This window comes from Lipingzhangella halophila, assembly GCF_014203805.1.
In the GTDB taxonomy this organism is placed as follows: Bacteria; Actinomycetota; Actinomycetes; order Streptosporangiales; family Streptosporangiaceae; genus Lipingzhangella; species Lipingzhangella halophila.
Genome location: NZ_JACHJT010000001.1, coordinates 4,005,471 through 4,028,239 on the forward strand (window position 1 = coordinate 4,005,471; position 22,769 = coordinate 4,028,239).

The following is a 22,769-nucleotide window of genomic DNA, read 5'->3' on the forward strand; positions in this document are numbered from 1 at the left end:
GGGACCCGCCCGGCGCCCGAACCCTCCTACTGTGCGCCCCGGCCGTGTTCTTCCACGGGGGCGAGAAGGTCGTCGGTGAGCGCGCTGAGGCGCTGCCGCAGCTTCGGGTCAGTGGTGCGGGGGTGGGCGCTGGCCCGCTGCGTCTCGTTGAAGAACTGCCCGGTGGTTCCCGCCTCTCCCGCGCTGATCGCGTGCAGCACCGACTCCGTCCCCTTGGCGACCGAGCTCCACGGGTCGATCCCCGCATCGACGACCATTGTCGTGTCCATGAAGGTCGCGGGGTGACTGCAGTTGACCCGGATCCCCTCCGGTCCGTACTCGTCGGCGATCATGAAGGTGTGGGCCGCCAGCGCCCACTTGCTGCGGGTGTACGCCTCCGTGCCGTTGTATCCCCGGGTGAACTGGGGGTCGTCCATGTCGAGCGGGCTCTGCCCGGCCGAGCCGATGTTCAGCACCTGCGCGCCGCCGCCCGCGCGCAGCGCGGGGCGGAGCGTGCGGGTGAGCAGCACCGGGGCCAGGTAGTTGACCGCGAGCCGCAGCTCGTAGCCGTCCTCGCTCAGCTCTCTTCGCTGCTGGTCGGCACCGAAACCAACGCCGGCGTTGTTGACCAGCAGGCCGAGTGAGGGGTGTTCCGCGGCCACCCGCCGGCCGAGGTCGGCCGTCTGCCCCAACGAGCTGAGGTCCGCGACATAGGGGGAGGCGGTCGCCCCCTGATCCGCCAGCTCGGCCACGACCTGGTCGCACCGCTTCTCGTCCCGGCCGTGCACCAGAACGGTCCAACCGCGCTCCGCGAGCGCGTGAGCGAGGCTCCGTCCCAATCCGGAGGTCGCACCGGTGATCAGGGCGGGTTCGTTCGATGAAACGCTGTCGTCTCGGCTGCGCACAGCTTGCCCCCTTCTTTGCAGACGTTGGCCCAGTTCTTCGGCCACTACCCTGCAGTGGCTTCCCCTGGTCGGATTCGGCCGCGTTCAACGGCCGCTGGGCCGCGGAGCGGATCCTCGCCGATCACGCGCGCTGAACCGGGTCCGCCTCCGTTCCGGCGGGCTTCTCCCAGACGGAGACGTGGTTGCGGCTGTCGCCGGTGAAGGGCTCCCGGGTCCAGTCCTCCCAGCGTTCGCGCAGCCGCAGCCCGGCGAGCTGGGCCATAAGGTCGAGTTCCGCCGGCCATACGTAGCGGAACGGTATCGAGTGGAAGTGGCCGCGGCCGTCGACGAGCTGCACGAAGTTCGAGCTCATCTGCTGGGTGGCGAAGTCGTAGACGTCGTAGGCCCACTGAGTCGGGCTCACCTCGAACAGCCGCGTGTGCTCGCCGGGCGGGACCCGACGCAGTTCGGGGACACCAACCTCGATGACGAAGCAGCCGCCGGGTTCGAGGTGCTCCGCCACGTTGCGGAAGCAGGCCACCTGCTGCTCCTGCGTCGTCAGGTTGCTGATGGTGTTGAAGACCAGGTAGGCGACACTGAATGTACCCTCGACCGTGGTCGTCGCGTAGTCGCCGATCGTGACCCCGATGGCGTCGCCGTCGGGCTTGGCACGCAGCCGGGCCACCATCGCTTTCGACAGGTCGATGCCGTGCACGTCAACGCCGCGCTGGGACAACGGCAGCGCTACGCGCCCCGTACCGACAGCCAGTTCTAGCGCCCGACCGCCGGCGGCGAGTTCCGCAAGGAAGTCAACCGTGGGCTCAAGGACACTCGGCTGGAACCTTTCCGCAGATTCCTCGTCGTATTTCGCCGCGATTCGTTCTCCGAAGTATCCGTCTTCAGGGTCGTCCATGGCCGGACGATACAAAGCGCGTTCCGGAACATGCCAGCGAATTTCCGGCTCCGCGCCGCAGCGGACCGGGACGGACCGGGCACCCGGATCCGCGCCGGTTAAACACTCCGTCCAGAGCGGGTCAGGAAACCGCCAACCGCCTCATAGCCGGTCCCACACCGGGAAGAGCCGACGGGGGAACACCGTGCGCTCACCCCCGATGATCACCCGAACACCCACGGGGGTGGGCACGGCCGCTTTCCGCGGACAACGCGATTGCGAGGGGGGAGACATGGCCACACCGACGGTCATGGCCGACGACTGGGTGGAGAACTTCACCCGGGTATGTAACCAGGACGAGGAGCTGCAAGCGCACGGCAAGCACTTCGACTGCTCGTACATGCTGCAGATGGGCAACCACAACTACCAGGTTGTGATGCATCGGGGAAGGGTCGAGGAGATCCTCGTCGACCCCGGCCCGCTGGACCAGCGGTACCAGTTCCTCCTCCGGGCGAGCGAGGACACCTGGCAGGAGTTCGGCAAAACGGAACCGCGCCCCATGGCCCACGGCATCTGGGCGGCGACCTTCCGCGAGGACATGCAGATGCAGGGTGACCTGCTGGTGCTGATGCAGAACCTGCGCTGCTTCACCCGCCAGATGGAGCTGCTCCGGGTGAGCGGAGTCCCCGTCCAGGAGGACGTGTCCGCGCCCAAGCAACGAGAGCCGTCGCAGTAACACCGAGGGGGAACCAGACATGGCCGAGCTATCACCGGTGACCGGACGCTACGTCACCATCGACGTACTTGGCGACCAGTGCAAAGTCTTCTTCCTGGAGAACGGGGACCCGAACAGCCAGCCGCTGGTCTGCCAGCACACGGCGGGATGCCACAACCACCAGTGGCGCTACCTGCTTGAGGACGAGGAGGTCACGAGCGACTACCGGGTCATCGCCTACGACCTCACCAACCACGGAAAGTCCGACCCGCCCGCGAACAAGGCGTGGTGGAAGGAGGAGTACCGGCTGACCGCCGAGTGGTACACCGCCTTCATCACGAGCTTCTGCGACGCCCTCGAACTACGCGACCCGATCTTCATGGGCTGCTCCTTCGGCGGGAACGAGGCGCTGCAGCTCGCCCTGCACCACCCGGACCGCTTCGGGGGCATCATCTCGGTGGAGGGGGCCGACTACTCGCCGGGCTTCTTCCTCGACTGGTGGCAGCACCCGCACGCCAACGCCGCCCAGGTATCGGCCAGCGGCGTGTGGGACCTCATGGCTCCCCAGTCCCCCGACAGCGATCGGGCGGCGACCTGGTTCTACTACACCCAGGGATCCGAGGCGTTCCGCGGCGACCTGTACTTCTACTCGCGGGACCACGACCTGCGGGGCCGACTGGGGGAGATCGACACGTCCAACTGTCCGCTCGTGATGCTCACCGGGGAGTACGACTACCTCACGACCCCCGAGGACAGTAAGCGGACCGCCGAAGGCATCGCCGGCGCGACCTTCATCGAGATGGAGAAGATCGGGCACTTCCCGATGAGCGAGAACTATCCGGTCTTCAAGACCTACATGCAGCAGGCGCTGCAGAAGATCAACGAGGAGCACAAGGCCGCGGTCGGCTAGCGCGCCGCGGAGGCGGTGGCGGGACCACCGCGTCCGAGGCCCGCCGTGCGGCTCGGCGCGCTGCTGCCGAGGCAGTGGCCTGTGGCCTCCCAAGGATCGCCACAGGCCACCCGGACACCGGCCGGCACGTGTCAGACCATGCCGTTCGGGATCTCCTCCGGGGCGGGCACGGGCTGTACGACGTCCCAGTGCTCGACGATCCGTTCGCCGTCGAACCGCCAGATGTCCGCGACGGCGGTGCCGCGGTCGTCCCCGGGCACGAGCATCAGGTAGTGCATGACGACGTACTCGTCATCGGCCACGACCCGCTTGAGATCCAGCGTGGCACCGGCGACCGGCGACGTGGCGATGAACTCCATGAACGCGTCCCGCCCCGACGGGTTGCCCGGACTGTGCTCGACGAAGTCGTCGGCCAGAAGGCTCCGCAGGACCTCGATGTCGCCGTTGGCGAACTCCGCGAAGGCGTGCAGCGCGCGCTGCCTGTTACGTTCCGCTTGGGTGGGCGCCTGATGAGGGGTTTCTGTCATGCGGTCGACCCTCGCAACGCGGGCCCGGCCTGTCGATTACACACCGGGTAATGGCGCCCCCGCCCGCCACCGGGTAGAACCGGTACGTGGCTCAGGACCAACCCGTTGGCGCGCTCCTGCGCGAGTGGCGGAAACACCGCGGGCTCAGCCAGCTCGACCTGGCGATCCAGGCCGAGGTGTCCACGCGGCATGTCAGCTTCGTCGAGACGGGCAGGACGCTCCCCAGCCGCTCGATGGTGCTGCACCTCGCCAAGCACCTGCGCGTGCCCTTGCGCCAGCGCAACCGGCTTCTCGTCGCGGCCGGGTACGCACCCGTCTACCAGGAACGCCCCCTGGACGGCCCCGATCTGGCCATGGCGCGCGAGACGATCCAGCAGGTGCTCCACGGACACGAGCCGTATCCGGCGCTGGCTTTGGACCGCCGGTGGAACATCCTGCTCAGCAACGCGGCGGCCGGCGTCTTCCTCGAAGGCGCCGACCCCGCGCTGTTGGGACCGCCGGTCAACATGATGCTCCTGGGCCTGCACCCGGACGGGCTCGCGCCTCGCCTGCTCAACCTGCCCGAGATACGCGGGTACCTGCTCCCGCGGCTCGCACAGCAGGTGCACCGCAGCGGCGACCCGGACCTGAGCCAGCTCTACGAGGAGCTCCTCTCCTACGGCCCTCCCGTGGAGCCCGCCGACCCGGACCCCGCGGCGGTCGCCCTGACCATCCGCATCGACCACCACGGGACGGAACTGCGCCTCTTCAGCACCGTCACCACGTTCGGCACCGCGTTCGACATAACGCTGTCCGAGATCGCCATGGAGTCGTACTTCCCCGCTGACGAGGCCACCGCCGCGTTCCTCCGCGCCCGGAGGGAAACCGCACTCGGAACAGCGGTCCGAACGGGATAGCGGGCCGGCTTCGCGGGCACCGACGGGGCGATTGCCGCGCTCGACGTGCTGGCCGATACTCGACCTGACGGGTCTGGACGCGTTACCGGCCCAGAGCGGGGATTCTCAAGACCGGCTCTGGTCAACGGGCTTTCGGGCCAGCAAGTGCGCCCGCCGCACGCGCTCGGTTCAGCCATTCGGACCTTCCCGTCCGCCGGTCCGCACACCTTCTTTGAGGATGACGGCCCAGCCCTGGGGAGCGGTGGTACGGAACGGCTAGTCGAGGAGGTCGGCGTGTCCGCGCTCGCGGGGTCGCACCAGCCAGAACGCGGCGCCCGCACCGGCTGCCACCGCGGCGAACCGGATGAGCACGTACCACGGGTCGCCCCTCGTGACGCCCACGACCAAGTCGACCAGGAGTACCAGGACGGGCGGGGTGAGGACGACCAACCAGCCCGGGCGCGACCGCAGACGGTCGCGCCCGAAGGTCAACGCCGCGATCACCACCATGAGGAACGACGAGACGAGATACGGAAGCACGGCCCACAGGGCCAGGTCGACCCACGGACGTTCGCCCCGAAGGAGCGAGCTGTAGGTGAGGTAGATGTTCGACAGCACGGCCGTCCACACGATGAAGAACACCGCGTAGAACACCACCACGGCGAGGATCGCTACCGCGCCCCTGATCAACGTGGTCCGCCGCTCGGTGTCCATCGGTGTCCTCGCTCCCGCCCGGTGTGGTACGCCCGTACCGCCCCTGATCGTGTCAGTTCCTGTCGCGGTGCTCCTCGGCGATGCAGGGCTCGTGCCTGACGAAGGTCCGTTCACCGTTCTCCGGGCCTTCGAGGATCTGGGCGTCGGTGGTGCTGGAGTCCTCGGTGCTCCACCCAAAGCTCGCGCCGAGCGAGATCCCCATCTTGGCCTTGGCGCCGAAGTTCATATCCGTCGACTCGACGTCGGACTGGTACTGCCACACCCGAGCCCTGTCGAAAGCGAACTGCTCATACGGTTCGGCGTCCTCGCCGGGGTCCTCGTTGATGTCCCCGCCCTCCTCGGGGTCCATCATCGGGTTGGCCATCGACTCCATCACGTTCTTGGGCGGCAGCAGCCCGCGGTCCTCCAGCAGTTGCTCACCCATCGCCTGCTCCTCGGGGGTCTCGAAGTCGAGCTGTATCTCCTGGGTGACGGCCTGGCTCCCGCCCGCCTCGACGTCCGCGGTCGCGCCGTCCTCACCCTCGACTCCAGCCTTCCAGTCGCCCGACGCGGTGGTGGAGTACCGGATGTTCTTCAGCGAACCGTCCTCGTTGCGCATGATCCGGGTGGCGCCGCTCCAGCTGAGCCCGCCGTTGACGTGCGCGCCCATCCTGTCGACCCCCAGGTCGCCCTGCCCGGAGTAGGTGTAGGTGCGCGCGGTCTTGTCGTTGCCCGGCTCGTCGTACCAGTGGGCGACGTCGAGCTTGGTACCGATCGTCAGGTTCATCTCGGGGGTGGCGCCGTTGTCGGCCCGCCACTTGTTGATGGGTTTCCCGATCTCGGCTTCCAGCCCGAAGGTCCCGGTCTTGACGTCGGCGGGCGGCAGGTCGGGAGGCTCGTAGATGCCGACCTTCTCAGTGATCCATCGGGACAGCCGGGACCCCACTGGGTTGGTCATGTCCTGGATGTCCTCAAGACGGGTTTTGTCGATGTCTGCTTTGAGCTCCTGGAACTGCTCCTCGTCCTCGAGGAAGAACGTGTTGCCCGTCGCGAGCTTGACCTGGAGGCTGCCCCCCGTCTCCCTCTTCAGCGAGTTCTCCCCGAAGTCGATACCGCCACCCGCCTTGGCCTCCGCGGCCGCTTCGAACGAGGGCATCATCGTCACGACGACCCTTCCGTCGGAGAGGGTCTCCTTGGCGAAGTAGTACTTCTGGCCCAGCTCGAAGAAGCCGATACTGATCTCGAATCCGGTCTCCTCCTTGTGCCCTTCGCGGATGCAGTACTCGGGGAGGAAGTTGGGGTCGGACGCTTCGGGCGAGCCGTCGTCGCACTCCTCGCCCGTCACGATGCTTTGCACCTTGCACACGCCATCGCGGATCAGATCGGAGACGTTCCGCGGGAGGGACCCCAGGAGCACCGCGGCCACTAGGACCGCCACCAGCAATATCAGTGCCCCGTACTCGGAGAACGCAGATCCGGTGTCGCCACGCACCGGGCGCAGTCTCGGCAGACGACCAACCCGTGCCGAGACTGAGAGGTGAACACGTGGCAAACATCGGACCATGCAAGGGACACTACGAACCACAGGAAACTCTAAATAGAGACCACGGACCCAACCTGGGCCCAACTGGGGCCCGGGCAGGCTATTTCACCTTGTTTCGCATTAGCCTCGAGCTTTCCTGAAAGGCGTGACCGCAGGCACCCCTGGAAATGCGAAAGATGCTTCCGAAATGGAACAATAAGGACTTTCGAGATCCGTTTCCTCAGCAGGAACAGAAGCACCTCTCGAGTCAGCGGAAGCGAATCTTCAAAGCGACGCGGGGAAGGGGACTGGCCACGAGTCAGGAACCCGCAAGCGATAGCGGCCAGCTATCTCACCCACCATCGGGAGCCGCGCCCACGCCGCGCGAAGCGAACCTGTCTTGTACACACCTCCTGCCACCGCAGGCTTCACGCCTGCACTCGCAGGAAAAATCCAGCGTAATCCCGTAAACCCACGTGATCTGCCTGGGTCGTGTGCCGCGATGAGGCGAACTGCCGGAACCACCAGTGGCGCCACCCGCTCGGCCTCGCTGGCGACCGTGTCGTAGGTCCCGCGGGTCGGACGCGGACGGGTCGGTTCGTGCGTACCGCACCATAGCGACCCCGTCGCGCGAACCATCCCGCCCCGAGCCGCGTTACGCCGGCCACCTGGGCGGATACCCGGCACGACCCGTGCTGGCCGTGTGCTCTCATGAGGGCATGGACGCATGGCACGACGGCGGGACCATCGACGCGGCGACCATGGTCGCCGCGTTGGACCTGGTCGCCGCCGGACGGCACGTATCCACCGGAGAGGTCCGCCACCGGCTCGACCCGGAAGGTGCCGCGCCGGAAGTGCCGGACGAGGTCGTCCAGCACATCGTCGGCGCGGCCGCGCGGGTCGCCAGCTGGCGGCGCCGGGAGGCCGAGTGGGCGGCCCTGACCTCCAGCGCCCGCGAGCTGGCCGAGCTGCGCGACGTGCAGACGCTGCTGCGGCGCCTGGTGGAGCGCGCGCACGACCTGATGGGCACGGACGTCACCTACCTGTCGGAGTACGACGAGGCGACCGACGAGCTGTGGGTCCGCGCCACCCGGGGGGCGGTGTCGGCCGACCTGAACCAGCTTCGGGTTCCGGCCGGTGTCGGCCTGGCGAGCAAGGTCGTGCACACCCGTACCGCGCAGTGGACCGCGGACTACGGAACGGAACTGGAGCTCGCGCGCGACACCGAGGTCGACGCGGCGGTGCGGGCCGAGGAGATGCACTCGCTCCTGGGGGTACCGATGGTGGCGAGCGGGCGGGTGCTGGGGGTCCTGTTCGCCGCCGACCGCTCGGCCCACACCTTCAGCGCCGACGAGATCTCGCTGCTGTCCGCGTTCGCCGACCACGCCGCGGTCATTCTGTACACCGCGCGGCTGCTCGCCGCCGAGCGCTCCTCCGCGGCCGCGGCCGAGGCCGCCCACGCGCGGGCCGAGCAGCATGCCGCCGACATCGAGCGCTCCGCGCTGCTGCACGAGGACCTGACACGCCTGGTGCTCTCCGGAAAGGGCGCCCGCGAGGTCGTGGAAACCCTCGCCCGCTCGCTGGGATGCCCCGTCGCCCTCGCCGACCGCGACCTGCGCCGCGAGGCCGCCACCGACGGCGCGCCGGACACCTGGTGGGACTCCACGGGACGGGCTCGACCGCGCGTGCGCGACGCGCTGGAGCGGAGCCGGCAGTCGGGACACTGCGTCGATGCCGCCGGTGCGCCCGACCGGAATCCTCCGATCGTGGTCGCGGTCGTGGCGGGTGACACCCACCTCGGCGGCCTGCTCGTGGCGGCGCCCAACGGCGGGCTGGCCGCCGTGCAGCGGCGTACCGTCGAGCGGGCGGCGCAGATCGTCGCGCTGCTGACGATGCGGGAGCAGGCCGTCGCCGAAGCCGAGGCGCGGGGCCACGGCGAGCTGGTCGCCGACCTGGTCTCGGGCCGGGGCTCGATCGAGGACGCCGCGCGGCGCGCGCGGGCGCGGAACATCCGGCTGGACCGGTCCTGGTCGGCGGTCGCGGTGCTGTCCGGTGCGGACCGTTACGGTGTCGGCCGCGTTCTGCGGTCCGCGGCACCGGAGTGGCTGGTCGGCGACTACCGCGAGGGCACGGTGGTCCTGATGCCCGCCGAGGTCCCGCGCGACGCCGCCCGGTCGGTACACCGCCGGCTGGCCGCGGCCTCGCTGCGTCCGGCCGTCGCCGTGGCCGCGGACCGCGCGGTGGGCCCGGAGGGGATCGCCGAGGAGGTCCGGGCGGCGTGGGAGTGCGCGGAGCTGCTTCCCGGCCTCGGTATCCGGGACGCCGCCGCCGTCGCCGGCGAGTTCGCGCCGTACCTGGCGATGTTCGGGCCGGGAGCGGAGCGGGCCGCGGACTTCGTCGACCTCACGGTGGGCCGGGTCATCGACTGGGACACCCGCCACGGCAGCGAGCTGATGCCCACCCTGGAGTGCTTCGCGGCCCGCAACGGCAACGTCGCACGCACCGCGCGGGACCTGTTCGTGCACGTCAACACGGTCAAGCAGCGGCTGGACCGGGTCACGGCGCTGCTCGGGGCGGGCTGGCGCGACCCGGAGGCGTTCTTCCGGGTGTCCGTGGCCGTGCGCCTGCACCGGCTGCGCCGCGACCCGAGCGGGAACCACTGACCCGTGTCGCGACCGGACATGCTCTGCGCTGCCACTATGGCCGGTTCGGCTGTGTCAGCGGCCGAACCGCATCGGCTTGGCTGTGACCCAGGACACGCCGCGCGCCGCGGCATTGTCACGCGTAGCCGATCAGGAGCGATCGAAGTGGCCGACCACAGCACCATCAAGGGTTTCCGTACGTTCGACGCGGGCGAGCGCAGAGCGACCGTCGCGCGCCTGGCGGGAACCGCGCCCGACGGGCTCGACAGCTTCGCCACCGGCGGGCTCACGGTCGAGGACGCCGAGATCATGAGCGAGAACGTGATCGGCACGATCGGGCTCCCGGTCGGGGTCGCCACCAACATGACCGTCAACGGGCGCGACGTGCTGGTCCCGATGGCCACCGAGGAGGCATCGGTCATCGCCGCGGCCAGTAACGGCGCCCGGGTGGCCCGCGTCCTGGGCGGCTTCCGCACCAGCAGCAGCGCTCCGATCATGCAGGCCCAGATCCAGGTGGTGGACGCGGCCGACCCGCGGGCCGCGCGCCTGCGCCTGCTCGAAGCCCGCGCGGAGCTGATCGCCCTCGCCGACGCCCAGGACCCCGGCCTGGCCGAGGTCGGCGGCGGCGTACGGGACCTGACCGTGCGCACCGTGCCCGGCCACCAGGGCGACTACGTCGTGGCGCACCTCGTCGTGGACGTCCGCGACGCGATGGGGGCCAACGCGGTCAACACCATGGCCGAGGCCATCGCCGACCGCGTCGCGGAGCTCGCGGGCGGCCGGGTCATCCTGCGCATCCTCACCAACAAGGCCGACCTGCGGCTGTCCCGCGCCCGCGCCGTCCTCGACGCCGCCACGCTCGGCGGGCCGCGGGTCGTCGAGGACATGGTGCACGCCTACACGCTGGCCGCGACCGACCCCTACCGGGCGGCCACCCACAACAAGGGCATCATGAACGGGATCTCCGCCGTCGTACTCGCCACCGGCAACGACACCCGCGCCGTGGAGGCCGGCGCCCACTCCCACGCCGTGAACTCCGACGGGCGCTACACCTCCCTGTCGACGTTCGAGCAGGACGCCGCGGGAAACCTCACCGCCACCCTCGAACTGCCCATGCCGGTGGGGCTGGTCGGCGGCGCCACCCGGACCCACCCGGCGGCGCGGGCCGCCCTCGCCGTCACCGAGGTGGACACCGCCGCCGAGCTCGCCGAACTGGTCGTGGCCGTCGGCCTGGCGCAGAACATCGCGGCGCTGCGCGCGCTGGCCACCGAGGGCGTGCAACGCGGCCACATGTCGCTGCACGCCAAGAACATCGCCGTGGCGGCCGGTGCCGAACCCGACGAGGTCGGGCGGGTCGCCGAACGGCTCATCGAGGAGGGGGCGTTCCGCCACGACCGGGCGCAAGCCGCGCTCGCCGACATCCGCCGGGCGCCGAGCGGACAGTGACAGCGCCGGCCCGCCAGGACGGCGCACCGCAGTGACACCGCCGCTCCGCGACGGAGCGGCGGCAATCCCCCGAACCCGGAAAGGCACACCATGGCCGAACACGGCACCAGCGGCGGCGCCGCTCACGTGGAGGCAGACAGCGGCGGTCGCTACGTCGAGGTCTGGTCCGACACCGTCTCCCTGCGCAACCTGGTCCTCAGCACCGGGATCATCCTGACCCTGACCATGGGCGGATACCTGCTCGCGCCCGGGGAGCCCCCGCAGCCACTGGTCTTCGGGCTCGTCGGGGCCCTCGCGGGCTTCATCCTGTGCGCCGTGCTGTTCCGCGCCCAGCGCCGGGTGAACGTGCGCGCCAGTGACGAGGACGACGCGGCCGCCCCCGAACCCGGCCCCGTTCCCGGCGACGCCGACGGTCAGGCCGAAGCCAGGACCGGAGGGGGTAGCTGATGGACCCGATGCTCATCCTGTGGATGGTTCTCGCGGCCTTCGGCGCCACCATCCTCTACACCGCGATCGGCGTGGCACCCGGCACCGACGAGACCGCCGTCCTCGCCCCCGTGACCCTGGCGCTGGTCCTCGCCGGAGTCCCCCTGCCGGTCGTGCTGGCCTTCTTCATGGGCGCGATCGTCGCCAAGAAGCTCACCGACTCCATCCCGGTGGCGGTGGCCGGAATCCCGGGCGGGGTCATGAGCGCCCCCATGGTGGAGCACGCCCTCGTCCTCAAGTCCCACGGGCGCGCCGGCACCAGCATCCAGAAGATGGCCTCCGGCTCGGTCATCGGCACCCTGGTCGCCGTCCCGGCCAGCCTCGCGTTGGCCTACGCCCTCACGCCGCTGGCGGACCTGGTCGCCGACTACGCCGACATCGTCTTCCTCGCCGGCGCCGTGGTCCTGGCGCTGCTTTCCCGGGAACGCTGGATCAGCCTCGCCGCGATCGTGCCGCTCGCGGTGCTCATCCAGGGGCTGCGGGGCCTCTACGAGGTCACGGGCGTTGTGGAGGCGGACGCCTCGGTCTTCGTGTCGCTGTTCCTGGGAATCACCATCGGGCCGCTCATCTACAGCCTGTTCGAGCTGACCGTGCGGCCGCGGCGCGAGTCGATGCGCCGCCGCGATCCGGCCCGCATCGACCTGCGCGAGGCCGCTAGGGTAAAGGGCTTCGCCAGTCCGTTCCGGATCCTGGACCGCAAGGAGCAGGCGTCAGCGGCGACGGGCGCCGTCCTCGGCACCCTCACGTTCTTCCTCACCCCGGTCGGCACGACGACGCTGATCGGCGAGGCGCTCGCGAGCCGGGTCAAGGACCGCGTCGCCCGGGCTGCGCGCGCCATCTCGACCATGGACGGGCTGGCCAACGCCACCTACATCGCGGGCGTGCTGGTTCCGCTGATCGCCCTGGGCGTCCCGGTCAGCCCGATGGCGATCGGCCCCGCGAACCCGCTCTTCAACGCCCCGCCCGTGCTCACGCTGGACCAGAACCTGCACCACCTGCTGAGCTACGGGGAGATCGTCGCGGCCACCGTGATCGGGGCGCTCGTGGCGCTGCTGGTGACGTACCAGGTCGCGATCCGCTACGCCGAACGCATCAGCGAGTTCGTGTTCCGCCACATCCCCCACGAGGCGTTCCTCGGCCTGTTCGTCTCCCTGGTGGTGCTGCTCGCTTTCCTGGACGCCGGACTGCTCGGCGTGGCCGGTGTCCTCGTCCTCGCCATCTTCGCCGGGCGGCTGCACCGCTGGGGAGTGAACTACGGTGTCATGTTCATGACGCTGTACGCCGCGCCGTGGCTCATGGAGCACCTCGCCATCGGCGCGTAGTGCCGCGCCGGGCGTGGGGACATATCCCCGTGACGGGGACCGACAGAGAGGAGGGCCGCCGTGGCCACGCGCGACACCGGGCTACCCATGCGGATTCCGCCGCAAGAGGGTGCGCCGCTGCCCGACCGGGTGGACATCTGGGAGGTCGGCGCGCGCGACGGCCTGCAGAACGAGCCCGCCACCGTGGATCTCGACGTCAAGCTGGAGTTCCTGGACCGGCTGGCCAGCGCGGGGCTGCGCACCCTGGAGGCCACGAGCTTCGTGCACCCGAAGTGGGTGCCGCAGCTCGCCGACGCCGAGGCGCTGCTGGAGCGGCTGGACCGCCGCGCGGGCGTGCGCTACCCGGTCCTCGTTCCGAACGAGCGAGGGCTGGAGCGCGCGCTCACGGCGGGCGTCGACTCCATCGCCGTCTTCGCCAGCGCCACCGAGTCCTTCGCGCGGCGCAACCTCAACCGCGGCATGGCCGAGCAGTACGCGATGTTCGAGCCGATCGTGTCCCGGGCGCGGGCCGAGGGGCTGGCGGTGCGCGGTTACCTGTCGATGTGCTTCGGCGACCCCTGGGAGGGACCGGTCCCGGTGGACCAGGTGGTCGCGGCGGGCCGGCGGCTGCGGGACATGGGCTGCTGGCAGCTGTCCCTCGGCGACACCGTCGGCGTGGCCACACCCGGGCACGTCGAGGCCGTGATCGGCGCGTTCGAAACGGCGGGGGTGCCCACCGAATCGATCGCGGTGCACTTCCACGACACCTACGGGCAGGCCCTGGCGAACACGCTGGCCGCGCTGCGGTGCGGGGTGTCGACCGTGGACGCCTCGGCGGGCGGCCTCGGCGGCTGCCCGTACGCGAAGTCGGCGACCGGCAACCTGGCCACCGAGGACCTGGTGTGGCTGCTCGACGGTCTCGGCGTCGACCACGGCGTCGACCTGGACGCGCTGGTCGGGACGAGCGTGTGGCTGGCCGGCCGGCTCGGCCGGCCCAGCCCGTCGCGCACGGTCACCGCCCTGGGCACGACCGCGTCCAGCGGCGGGTGAGCCGCGGCGCCGCGGTGTGGTCCCGACACCCCGCGGCGCCGCACCCGCCTGGCCGCGTTGCCTACCCTCGGACGCGCTCGCGCCGGTGGGGCGTGCTCAGCGCGCGAACCCCGAGCACGACCGCGTGGAGCCCGTAGTAGGGAAGCACGATTGCCAGGCCGGTCAGCTTGGTCCGGGAGACGGCGGCGTGGGTGGGCGCGAGCCAGTCCGCGAACCCGTCCGGGTCCGCCAGCATCGTCAGCGAGAACGCGTTCTCCACCAGGTCGATCGCGGGAACCACGACCGCCAGCGGCACGGTCGCCAGCGCCAGCCTGCGCCACCGCGAGCCCTGTGGGTGCCCGCGCCCGACCGCGGTCGTGACCCACACCAGCGCCGCGGCCAGCGACAGCGCCCACAGCAGGTCGATCAGCTCGGTCCGCACGAACCAGTGGAACGTGCCCTGCTCAAGCAGTAGCGCGTAGAGCCTCCGCTGCTCGTCCGGGTCGGAGACCAGGTTGGCGGCGTTGAGGCTGAGCGGATGCTCCGCGCGCCGCATGGCCCACTGCATGGTGAGCTGGGCGGCGAGGGCGCACAGTACCGTCAGGGGCACCAGAAGGGCGAGGGTACGGTTCGCCGGACGGCGCTCGAGGAGGTCGACGAGCCGCCGCGGATACGGGAGTGGTCGCATGTCAGGGCCGCCCCCGCGAAGGCGCCCCCGCCGGGCGCCGGTTGCCGCGGCCAAGGGCGCGGCGGATGCGGCCCGACTGCCACATCACGGCGCCCGTGCCCGCGAGTAGCGGGAACACCGCGATCTGGACCACTGCCGGGTCGATCCACGGACTGTAGACGAACAGCCCCAGCACCACCGCCAGAGCGGCGTGGACCAGGCGCAGCGCACGGCGGTCGGTACAGGCCCGGGCCACCGCGGTGACCCGCGGGACCGGCCTGGGTTCGGCGTCCTCTGGAGTATGTGCCATAACTTAGTTATAACACCGTCATGCTCATGGAGGAAGCCCCAGGGGCACAATGAGATGCGCGACCAGGCGGGGCGGGAGAGAGATCGGATGCCAGACCAACCACACGGCGGACGAGGACGACCGGCACGGGGGAAGGTCCTCGACGCGGCGCTCGCGCTGCTCCGCGAGGGCCCCGAGGCGTTGACCGTGCGCCGGATCGCCGCGGAGCTGGGCACCTCCACGCAGGCGATCTACACGAGCCATGGTGGCAAGTTCGGCCTGGTGAGCGAGATCTACACTGAGGGGTACCGGCGGCTGCGGGACGAGCTCGCCCGCGCCGCGGCGGGGGCGGGCGACGACCTCGAGGCGCGCCTCATCGCGATCGCGCGCGCCTACCGGGACTTCGCGCTGGCCAACCCGGAGCTCTTCCAGGTCATGTTCTGCAACGTGATCCCCGGCTTCCACCCCGACCCCGCCACCCTGGAGGAGACCTGGCAGGCCTACGTCGTGCTCTCCGACGCGGTCCGCGAGGCCGTGGACAGCGGAATCTGGCACGGCGACCCCGACAGCATCGCCCGCCTGCTGTGGCAGACGGTGCACGGCCAGGCCCAGCTGGAGGTCGCCGGCTATCTGGGGCGCGGGCCGGAGGGCGTGGAACAGCAGACCTACGCGCTGGAGACGTTGGGGGCGGCGCTGCGCGCCGGGAACGCCTCCCCCCAGACGCGACCGCCTCCGGAACCCGGGGCGGCCTCCCCCGCCCCCGGGAGCGCGGAACCCGGCTGAGGTCCCGACGCTGACACGCGGCAAGCCGGCGACCGGCAACCCGGCCACCGAGGACCTGGTGCGGCTCGCCGGCCGGCTCGGCCGGCCCAGCCCGTCGCGCACGGTCGCGGCCCTGGGGGCGACCGAGGCGAGCGGTTGACTTCAAGTCCGGTTAAGGTTCTAGCGTTCGTGTCGTGCCCGGTCGGGACCGCCGACCGGGGGCCGCGGCCGCGAACAGGAACCCGAGGAGCGCGATATGAGCTACGACAGCTTCGACCCGTACTACCGGGGCAGCACCACCCCACCGTGGGAGACGGCGCGGCCGCAGCCCGCGGTGGTGGCCCTGGCCGAGAAGGGCAGGTTCGCCGGGCGGGTTCTCGATGTCGGGTGCGGGACCGGGGAGAACTCCCTGCACCTCGCGGCCCTCGGCCATCACGTCCTCGGGGTGGACGGGTCCGTCACCGCCGTCGAACGCGCCCGGACGAAGGCGAGCGAACGAGCGCTACCCGCCGAGTTCACCGTCGCCGACGCCTTCGACCTCACCGCTCTCGGCCAGAAGTTCGACACCGCCCTCGACTCCGCTTTCCTGCACATTCCCGGAAACACCGCCGAGCGCCGCGCCGCCTACGCCCGGGAACTGGCCGCCGTTTCGGAGCCCGGTGGATGGGTCCACCTGTTGGAGCTCAGTGACCCCGATGCCGGGCACCCCAGCCTCACGCGCGCGGAGATCGTCGCCGCCTTCGATACTGACGCCTGGACCAACATCGAGGTCAGCGAGACCAGCTACGAGGTCACCGACGGGGAGACCCCGGCCTGGCTGGTGAGCGTGCGGCGCCGATAGCGTCCCGGAGCCCGGCGCTCCCGAGCGCACGGCTGCTCCGCTCTGCCCGCCGCCCGTTTCGTCTCGGGCGCCCGTGCGCCGACGGGGTCCGCGCCGCCGGGAACGCGGTCACAGCGCGTTGAGCGCGGAGACGAGGTGGCGCTCCTCCCGGTCGAAGTGCTCCTCAAGCTCGGTGACGAGTCGCCTTATCCTGTCGCGGACCTGGACCGCGTCGCCGTCGGTACCGATCTTCTTCGCGGCCTGTTGGACCTCGTCCTTGAGGCCGGCGACCACGACGTGCTCGTCGCGGAGCTTCTGGACGACCGGGGCCAGGTCGGGATAGCGCTCCTCCAGCAGTGGGAAGCCGCGCCCGTCCTCGCCCGCGTGGTGGTGGTGCAGTGAGCCGCAGACGAAGACGCAACGGTCCCGGAGCTGGTTTCCGACATCGGGGACCGGGTGTTCCAGGGTGGGCGAGCCACCGGACGCGTACTCCTCGGCGGCGTCGAGGAGGGCGGCGAGGTCGCGCCGCAGCTCCGCGTGGACCTCGACCAGGGTGTCCCCGATGGCCCGCGCGCGTTCCGGGGCGTGCTCCCGGAGCGCGATGACCGGGATGGTGCGTCCCGCCCTCGCCTGGTAGTCGGTGAACACGGGACTGAGGGCGCACTGGCGAGCGTAGAGGGTGTTGCGTTCGGCGCCCCAGATCGGCCGGGCGCTGGCCTCGTAGCTCGTGACCCCGCTCCCGTCGGGCAGCCCGATCTCCACGGTGACCACCGGGTTGACCAGCAGGTTGCGGTACCACTGCGGGTGTTCGGGTGCGCCGGCGGCGGTACCGAAGACCAGGAGGCGGTCGTTGTCGTCGTCTCCCAGGAACACGACGGGCGTGGTGTGTGCCCTTCCACTGCGTTCTCCGGTGGTTGTGAGCAGCAGTAGCGGCGCACCTTCGAACATGCCGCCCACCCGGCCGGCGTTCGCGCGAAACTCCGCGATGATCGTCTCGTTCCAGTCTGACATGCGACGATACCCCTAGACCAATAAAGGTTATATGCTTTACAAGCAAAATTAATTTGGGAGACTAGGCATGTCAAGTGATGCCGGCATCGGCGTCGACGAGGGAACGCGGACGATGCTGCTGCTGATGCCGCGCCTGGTGGGCCGCGCGAAGCGGATGCCCCCGCCGGAGGCGCTGCGCTCGCTCGACCTCGCGCCCCGCCATCTGTCGCTGCTGGCCTACCTCGTCTTCGACGGCCCCCTGGCCGTCAACGACCTGGCGGCCCGCCTGGAGGTGGCGCCGACGACGGTGAGCCTGATGGTGGGCGACCTCAGCCGGAAGGGCCTGCTGGAACGGCGCGAGGATGACGCGGACCGCCGGCGCACCATCGTGCACATCGCCGACGAGCACCGCAGGGCGGTCGAGGACTGGCTCGCGGTGAGCGCCCGCGCGTGGCGCACGGTTCTCGAACCGCTCACCCCGGAGCAGCGCCGGCTCGTCGTGGACACCCTGCGCGCCTACGAGGAGGCGGCGGCGCAGGACGGCGAGGGCTGATCACGCGCGAACCGGTCCGGCACGACCGGCGCCGGGTGCCAGAGCCGAACCCCGGAACAGAAAGCCAGGCCGGGCGCACGTCCAGCGAGTGCCATCCCGTAACTTGGATGGACCCGACCATGGTCGACTGGATGGTTATGGACGCCCGCCAACTCGAGTACTTCCTTGCCATCGTCGACCACAAGGGGTTCAGCCGCGCGGCGAGCAGCCTGCATGTCGCCCAGCCCTCGTTGTCCCAGGCCATCCAGACACTGGAGCGCGACCTGGGGGTGTCCCTGTTCCACCGGGTCGGCCGCCGCGTCGTCCCGACCGAGGCCGGGCACGCGCTGGTCGCCCCCGCCCGGCAGGTGCTGCGCGACCTGGAGACCACCCGTGCCACGGTCGAGTCCATCAAAGGGCTGCGCTCCGGCCGGGTCGACATCGCCGCGATGCCCTCGCAGGCCGTCGAACCCCTCACCACGATGATCACCCGGTTCACCGAGCACTACCCCGGCATCGCCGTCACCGTGCACGCGGTCTTCACCGTCCAGGAGTCCATCGACGCCGTACGGGACGGCCGGTGCGAGCTGGCGCTGGCCGGCTCCAAGGACGAGCTCAGCGCGCCCGGGGTGCAGGCGCGGATGGTCGAGGAGCAGAAGTTCATCCTGGTGGCGCCACCCGGGCACACCTTCGCCGGCGTGGACCGGGTCACCTGGGCCGAACTCTCCGGCCAGCGGGTCATCGCGGCGCCGACCGGAAGCCGGATGCGGCAGATTGTCGACCAGATCCAGGCCGAGGGGGTCGACCTGCCGATCGCCGTCGAGGTCGCGCACCGGGAGTCCATCCTCCCGCTCGTGGTCAACGGCGCCGGCGTCGCGGTGCTGACCGAGGCGTGGACCCGGACCGCACGCAAAGGCGGGGCGCAGGTACTCGACCTCGACCCCCCGCGGTGGATCCGGATCTCCCTGCTGAACCGGCAGGCGCCGCTGACCCCCGCGGCCCGGGCATTCCGCTCGATCGCGCTGTCCGCCGCGCACAACACACACCGCTGAGCAGGTCCGCCACCGGCGCGGCCGGGTCGCCGCGCACCCAAACATAGGCGCTTCCTATGGAAGTAATCGGATATTGGTGTTGGACACCCGGACGGATCGTGAAATTGGATATTCACCTGACTGGATGACGCCATCCCCCTTTTCGCGATCGCGGCTTGCGAGAAAGTCGTGCCTACGTCTGGAGTTCATGTGCGCAGCTATGAGATCGCGGTCGTGCCCGGCGACGGGATCGGCACCGAAGTGATGACCGAAGCGCTGCGTGTTCTCGACCGGGTCAGCTCCGAGTTCGGTTTCGGCCTCAAATTCCGGCATTTCGACTGGAGTTGCGAGACCTACCGGAAGACCGGCCGGATGATGCCCGAGGACGGCATCGACCGGCTTCGCGACCACGACTCCATTCTGCTCGGCGCCGTCGGTTTCCCGGGGGTCCCCGACCACATCTCGCTGTGGGGGCTGCTCATCCCGATCCGCCGGGAGTTCGACCAGTACGTGAGCCTGCGCCCGGTCCGGCTGCTCCCCGGGCTCACCCCGCCGCTGCGGGACGGCGCGAGCGCGGACGTCGACTTCTGGGTGGTCCGCGAGAACACCGAGGGCGAGTACTCCCAAGTGGGCGGCCGCCAGGGCACCGGAACCGACCAGGAGATGGTCGTGCAGGTGGCCACGTTCACCCGGCGGGCGACGGACCGCATTCTGCGCTACGCCTTCGACTTCTCCCGCGGGCTCGGCCGGCCGAACCTGACGCTGGCCACCAAGTCGAACGGCATCTACCACTCGATGCCCTACTGGGACGAGCGGTTCGCCGAGATCTCCGCGGAGTACCCGGACGTGGCGACCAGCCAGGAGCACATCGACATCCTGTGCGCCAAGTTCGTACTGCAGCCGGAGCGCTTCGACGTCGTGGTCGGCAGCAACCTGTTCGGCGACATCCTCTCCGACCTCGGCCCCGGGGTCACCGGGACGATCGGGGTCGCGCCGTCCGCGAACATCAACCCCGAACGCGTCCACCCCTCGATGTTCGAGCCGGTGCACGGCTCCGCGCCCGACATCGCCGGCCAGGGGATCGCCAACCCGATCGGCCAGATCTGGTCCGCCGCGATGCTGCTCGACCACCTCGGTGAGGAGGAGGCCGGCGCGCACGTCATGCGCGCCATCGAGACGGTCCTCGGCTCCGCCGGCGCGCCATTGACTCCCGACCTCGGCGGTCGGGCCGCAACCGGAGAACTGGGCTCGGCCATCGTCAACGCCATCGGCGAGCGCGGCGGCCGGTAGTCCCCGGCGCACCGCCCGCTGCCGGCGCACCCGCCGCGTCCCCGTACAGAGGAGACTTCGTTGAACGCACACCCGACCTTCCGGATCGCCGCCATCCCCGCCGACGGAGTGGGGGCCGAGGTGGTCGAGGCAACGCGGACCGTCCTGAACGAGATCGCCCGGAACGCCGCCGAACCGTTCGAGCTGTCCTGGGAGGAGTTCCCCTGGGGGTCCCACTACTACGAACAGCACGGGCGCATGATGCCCGAGGACGGGCTTGACCAGCTCAACGGCTTCGACGCGATCTTCTTCGGCGCCGTGGGCTGGCCGAGTGTCCCCGACCACGTCAGCCTGTGGGGGCTGCGGCTGGCGGTGTGCCAGGGCTTCGACCAGTGGGCCAACATCCGGCCGGTGCGGTTCCTGCCCGGCGTGCGGAGCCCGCTCCGGCGCGCGGACACCGCGGACCTCGACTGGGTGGTCATCCGGGAGAACAGCGAGGGCGAGTACGCCGGCCTGGGCGGGCGGAACCTGGGCGCGCGCGGGGCCGGGCACGAGGTCGCGGTGCAGTCGGCCCTGTTCACCGAGACCGGCTGCGAACGCATCATCCGCTTCGCGTTCGACATGGCACGCGAGCGCGACCACCGCAAGGTCACCGGGGTCACGAAGAGCAACGCCCAGCAGTACGGGATGGTGCTGTGGGACGAGGTCTTCCAGCGGGTGGCCGCGGACTACCCGGACGTCGAGACGGAACTCGTGCTGGTGGACGCCATGGCCGCGCGCTTCGTGCTGCACCCCGAGAGCCTGTCGGTCGTCGTGGCGTCGAACCTGCACGCCGACATCCTCTCCGACCTCGGCAGTGCGCTGGTCGGCAGCCTCGGCGTGGCGGCCAGCGCGAACATCAACGTCGAGCGGCGGTTCCCGAGCATGTTCGAGCCGGTACACGGCTCCGCGCCCGACATCGCCGGCCAGGGGATCGCCAACCCGATCGGCGCGTTCGGCAGCGCCGCACTGCTGCTGGACCATCTGGGACTGCCGGCCGCCGCGGACTCGCTGCGCCGGGCGATCACCGCCGTCACCGCAGCGGGCGTCCTGACTCCCGATGTCGGCGGGCAGGCCAGCACGAAGGAGGTCACCAGCGCTCTGATCGAGCACCTGTGACCCCCGCACCGGCCGGCCGCCCGCGGCGCACCGCACCCGAAACGACGAGGAACCACGAGTATGCGGATAACGAAGATCACGCACAGCGAAGCGCCGATCGCGTCGAAGATCAGCAACGCCGTGATCGACTTCTCCCGGATGACGATCTCGATCGTCGCCGTGCACAGCGACCTGGTCGTGGACGGCGAACCCGTGGTCGGCTACGGCTTCCACTCCAACGGCCGGTACGCGCAGTCCGGCCTGCTCGCCACGCGTATCCTGCCGCGCGTCGAGGAGGCCCCGCCGGAGCAGCTGCTGGACCCGGCCACCGGCATCATCGACCCGGTCAGGGTGCAACGGGTCGTCATGGCCAACGAGAAGCCGGGCGGGCACGGTGATCGCGCGGTGGCCGCGGGCACGCTGGACATGGCCATGTGGGACCTGGCCGCCAAGGCGGCGGGCAAGCCGCTCTACCGGCTGCTCCACGAACGGTACGGCCGGGGTGGGCAACCGGCGTCGTCGGTGTGGGTGTACGCCGCCGGCGGCTACTACCACCCCGAGAAGCCCCTCCAGGGGCTGCGCGACGAGATCCGCGGCTACCTCGACACGGGGTACCGCGACGTCAAGATCAAGATCGGCGGCGCTTCCCTGAAGGAGGACCTGGAGCGGATCGAGACCGTGCTGGGCGTGCTCCCGTCGGGTTCCCGCCTGGCGGTGGACGCCAACGGGCGCTTCGATGTCGGGGAGGCGCTCCGTTACGCCTGGGCGCTCAGTGACTACGACCTCCTCTGGTACGAGGAGCCGTGCGATCCGCTGGACTACCAGACGCACGCGGTGGTGGCCGACGAGTTCGACGGCACCCTCGCCACCGGGGAGAACCTGTTCTCCGTGCCCGACGTCCGCAATCTCCGCCGGTACGCCGGGCTTCGGCCGCACCGCGACGTACTGCAGATGGACCCCTCGCTCAGCTACGGGATCCCGGAGTACGTCGGGATGCTGCGCGAGCTCGCGGCCGGCGGCTGGTCACCAGAGCGGTTCTGCCCGCACGGCGGGAACCAGATCAACCTCGCGCTGGCGGGGGCGTTCGGGCTCGGCGGCTGCGAGTCGTACCCCATGGTCTTCGAGCCGTTCGGCGGGTTCGCCGAGTCCACGCCGGTGACCGGCGGCTACGTGGGGCTGCCGGAGGAACCCGGCCTCGGCGTGGAGCTCAAACCGGCCCTGCGCGACCTGCTGCACGACCGGCTGTAGGCGGGAGAGCCGGGCCCCCGCACCACGGGACGCGCCCGGCCCCGCGTTCGGGGCGATCCCCCAGTGTTCGTGGAACCCGCCGCATCCGCCGTACTGTCGGCCCCTGTCCCGGGGAACGACTAC

Annotated in this window: 23 protein-coding genes; 15 read left to right on the forward strand and 8 right to left on the reverse strand. The window is 70.4% G+C overall.

Annotation, left to right across the window (positions count from 1 at the left end):
- Positions 1-26: 26 nt before the first annotated feature.
- A complete protein-coding gene (locus F4561_RS18540) occupies positions 27-884 on the reverse strand; it encodes an SDR family NAD(P)-dependent oxidoreductase (RefSeq protein WP_312885361.1) in 858 nt (285 codons plus the stop codon).
- A 121-nt stretch (positions 885-1,005) separates the two neighbouring features.
- Positions 1,006-1,776: a class I SAM-dependent DNA methyltransferase gene (locus tag F4561_RS18545; RefSeq protein ID WP_184580666.1), complete on the reverse strand. Its 771-nt coding sequence runs from the start codon at positions 1,774-1,776 to the stop codon at positions 1,006-1,008.
- 271 nt (positions 1,777-2,047) lie between these two features.
- Here F4561_RS18545 and F4561_RS18550 point away from each other — a divergent pair, with 271 nt between their 5' ends.
- The gene (locus F4561_RS18550) at positions 2,048-2,491 is read left to right on the forward strand and encodes a hypothetical protein (protein WP_184580667.1); all 444 of its coding nucleotides are present in this window, start codon (positions 2,048-2,050) and stop codon (positions 2,489-2,491) included.
- Positions 2,492-2,510: 19 nt separating this feature from the next.
- Positions 2,511-3,380 (forward strand): alpha/beta fold hydrolase, encoded by an 870-nt coding sequence (locus F4561_RS18555; RefSeq protein ID WP_184580668.1) that lies wholly within the window; start codon positions 2,511-2,513, stop codon positions 3,378-3,380.
- Between the two features lie 131 nt (positions 3,381-3,511).
- On the opposite strand, the gene F4561_RS18560 is transcribed toward F4561_RS18555, so the two are convergent.
- A complete protein-coding gene (locus F4561_RS18560) occupies positions 3,512-3,907 on the reverse strand; it encodes a nuclear transport factor 2 family protein (RefSeq protein ID WP_184580669.1) in 396 nt (131 codons plus the stop codon).
- A gap of 86 nt (positions 3,908-3,993) precedes the next feature.
- On the opposite strand from F4561_RS18560, the gene F4561_RS18565 reads away from it, so the two are divergent.
- On the forward strand, positions 3,994-4,803 hold the full coding sequence (locus tag F4561_RS18565; protein ID WP_312885362.1) for a helix-turn-helix domain-containing protein: 810 nt from the start codon (positions 3,994-3,996) through the stop codon (positions 4,801-4,803).
- A 255-nt stretch (positions 4,804-5,058) separates the two neighbouring features.
- Here the strand turns inward: F4561_RS18565 and F4561_RS18570 are convergent, their stop codons facing one another.
- Together F4561_RS18570 and F4561_RS18575 are read right to left on the reverse strand one after the other, a co-directional pair.
- Entirely contained in the window at positions 5,059-5,496 is a 438-nt protein-coding gene (locus F4561_RS18570; RefSeq protein WP_184580670.1) for a hypothetical protein, read from the reverse strand.
- A gap of 52 nt (positions 5,497-5,548) precedes the next feature.
- On the reverse strand, positions 5,549-6,967 hold the full coding sequence (locus F4561_RS18575) for a hypothetical protein (protein ID WP_184580671.1): 1,419 nt from the start codon (positions 6,965-6,967) through the stop codon (positions 5,549-5,551).
- A gap of 749 nt (positions 6,968-7,716) precedes the next feature.
- On the opposite strand from F4561_RS18575, the gene F4561_RS18580 reads away from it, so the two are divergent.
- The 5 genes from F4561_RS18580 to F4561_RS18600 all read left to right on the forward strand — a co-directional run bounded on the left by F4561_RS18580 (position 7,717) and on the right by F4561_RS18600 (position 13,922).
- Entirely contained in the window at positions 7,717-9,660 is a 1,944-nt protein-coding gene (locus F4561_RS18580) for a helix-turn-helix domain-containing protein (protein ID WP_184580672.1), read from the forward strand.
- 36 nt (positions 9,661-9,696) lie between these two features.
- Positions 9,697-11,085 (forward strand): hydroxymethylglutaryl-CoA reductase, degradative, encoded by a 1,389-nt coding sequence (locus F4561_RS18585; protein ID WP_184580673.1) that lies wholly within the window; start codon positions 9,697-9,699, stop codon positions 11,083-11,085.
- Positions 11,086-11,175: 90 nt separating this feature from the next.
- Positions 11,176-11,532 carry a hypothetical protein gene (locus tag F4561_RS18590; protein ID WP_184580674.1) on the forward strand — a complete coding sequence of 119 codons (357 nt, stop codon included), beginning with the start codon at positions 11,176-11,178 and terminating at the stop codon, positions 11,530-11,532.
- Positions 11,532-12,893 (forward strand): tripartite tricarboxylate transporter permease, encoded by a 1,362-nt coding sequence (locus F4561_RS18595; RefSeq protein ID WP_184580675.1) that lies wholly within the window; start codon positions 11,532-11,534, stop codon positions 12,891-12,893. The genes F4561_RS18590 and F4561_RS18595 overlap by 1 nt, the downstream gene beginning before the upstream one ends.
- Before the next feature lie 60 nt (positions 12,894-12,953).
- The gene (locus F4561_RS18600) at positions 12,954-13,922 is read left to right on the forward strand and encodes a hydroxymethylglutaryl-CoA lyase (RefSeq protein ID WP_184580676.1); all 969 of its coding nucleotides are present in this window, start codon (positions 12,954-12,956) and stop codon (positions 13,920-13,922) included.
- A gap of 61 nt (positions 13,923-13,983) precedes the next feature.
- Here the strand turns inward: F4561_RS18600 and F4561_RS18605 are convergent, their stop codons facing one another.
- Entirely contained in the window at positions 13,984-14,511 is a 528-nt protein-coding gene (locus F4561_RS18605; protein WP_184580677.1) for a hypothetical protein, read from the reverse strand.
- A 79-nt stretch (positions 14,512-14,590) separates the two neighbouring features.
- The gene (locus F4561_RS18610) at positions 14,591-14,878 is read right to left on the reverse strand and encodes a hypothetical protein (protein ID WP_221445538.1); all 288 of its coding nucleotides are present in this window, start codon (positions 14,876-14,878) and stop codon (positions 14,591-14,593) included.
- 87 nt (positions 14,879-14,965) lie between these two features.
- Here F4561_RS18610 and F4561_RS18615 point away from each other — a divergent pair, with 87 nt between their 5' ends.
- Both F4561_RS18615 and F4561_RS18620 read left to right on the forward strand, forming a co-directional pair.
- The gene (locus F4561_RS18615) at positions 14,966-15,640 is read left to right on the forward strand and encodes a TetR/AcrR family transcriptional regulator (RefSeq protein ID WP_184580678.1); all 675 of its coding nucleotides are present in this window, start codon (positions 14,966-14,968) and stop codon (positions 15,638-15,640) included.
- Positions 15,641-15,875: 235 nt separating this feature from the next.
- Positions 15,876-16,460 (forward strand): class I SAM-dependent methyltransferase, encoded by a 585-nt coding sequence (locus F4561_RS18620; RefSeq protein WP_184580679.1) that lies wholly within the window; start codon positions 15,876-15,878, stop codon positions 16,458-16,460.
- 108 nt (positions 16,461-16,568) lie between these two features.
- Here the strand turns inward: F4561_RS18620 and F4561_RS18625 are convergent, their stop codons facing one another.
- Positions 16,569-17,450, reverse strand: coding sequence for a nitroreductase/quinone reductase family protein (locus F4561_RS18625; RefSeq protein WP_184580680.1), 882 nt, complete (start codon positions 17,448-17,450; stop codon positions 16,569-16,571).
- A gap of 67 nt (positions 17,451-17,517) precedes the next feature.
- On the opposite strand from F4561_RS18625, the gene F4561_RS18630 reads away from it, so the two are divergent.
- The 5 genes from F4561_RS18630 (at position 17,518) to F4561_RS18650 (ending at position 22,646) form a co-directional block, all read left to right on the forward strand.
- Positions 17,518-17,982, forward strand: a complete 465-nt coding sequence (locus F4561_RS18630; RefSeq protein ID WP_184580681.1) for a MarR family winged helix-turn-helix transcriptional regulator — start codon at positions 17,518-17,520, stop codon at positions 17,980-17,982.
- A gap of 107 nt (positions 17,983-18,089) precedes the next feature.
- Positions 18,090-19,013, forward strand: a complete 924-nt coding sequence (locus tag F4561_RS18635; protein ID WP_246437229.1) for a LysR family transcriptional regulator — start codon at positions 18,090-18,092, stop codon at positions 19,011-19,013.
- Positions 19,014-19,202: 189 nt separating this feature from the next.
- On the forward strand, positions 19,203-20,282 hold the full coding sequence (locus F4561_RS18640; protein ID WP_184580682.1) for a tartrate dehydrogenase: 1,080 nt from the start codon (positions 19,203-19,205) through the stop codon (positions 20,280-20,282).
- 60 nt (positions 20,283-20,342) lie between these two features.
- Positions 20,343-21,419: a tartrate dehydrogenase gene (locus F4561_RS18645; protein WP_184580683.1), complete on the forward strand. Its 1,077-nt coding sequence runs from the start codon at positions 20,343-20,345 to the stop codon at positions 21,417-21,419.
- A gap of 60 nt (positions 21,420-21,479) precedes the next feature.
- Positions 21,480-22,646: an enolase C-terminal domain-like protein gene (locus F4561_RS18650; protein WP_184580684.1), complete on the forward strand. Its 1,167-nt coding sequence runs from the start codon at positions 21,480-21,482 to the stop codon at positions 22,644-22,646.
- Positions 22,647-22,769: the final 123 nt, after the last annotated feature.